Source organism: candidate division WOR-3 bacterium (assembly GCA_039802005.1).
GTDB lineage: Bacteria > Hydrothermota > Tepidihabitantia > SM23-42 > JAOAFX01 > JAOAFX01.
On record JBDRVV010000034.1, the window covers coordinates 1 to 673 of the forward strand.

Annotated in this window: 1 protein-coding gene; it reads left to right on the forward strand. The window is 32.8% G+C overall.

Annotated features, from left to right (window positions below):
* Positions 1 to 374: 374 nt before the first annotated feature.
* On the forward strand, positions 375 to 673 hold a 299-nt coding region (locus ABIL69_09880; protein ID MEO0124293.1), incomplete at its 3' end, for a hypothetical protein.

The following is a 673-nucleotide window of genomic DNA, read 5'->3' on the forward strand; positions in this document are numbered from 1 at the left end:
TTAAAGATAGATGGTTATTTTGTGACCGCAAGGAGGAAAGATGGAGTTAACCTTAAGCATGGCGGAAGCATGGGGGTCAGATCTCTACTTTCTACATTAAAAATTTTAAAAAACACTTTCTCCCTATTTGGGGAACAACAGGATCGCATCTTAACATTTTACATTTAGTCCATCCACACCATAAAATTCAATCAGAAAAAATTCTTACATTTACGAAGTGGAATGAAAAACTCTTGAGATTTCGTGCATTATCAGGGGTTATTTTTAACCGCCACTTCCACTTCGTAAGTGGAAGTGAGTATTCGGATGCTTGACAATTTTGATTTTTTGTTTATACTATTTCTATAAATAATAAATTTTTATAACTTACGGAAATGAAATATTTAGAATTTAAAAATGCAGTTAGGAATTTTCCTATCATTTCACTAACTCATATTTTCAATATTGATAGGAAAACACAAACCCTTAAAGTTCAGTTAAGGGGATGGCAGAAGAAGGGGTTGGTTATTAAACTTAAAAGAGGGCTTTATATTTTGAATGAGAATGATAGAAAAATTGAGCCATCAAGAATTTTCCTTGCCAATGCCCTATATTCACCTTCTTATGTGAGCACAACCTATGCCTTTGGATTTTATGACTTAATCCCTGAAAAGGTTATAGATGTCACATCTAT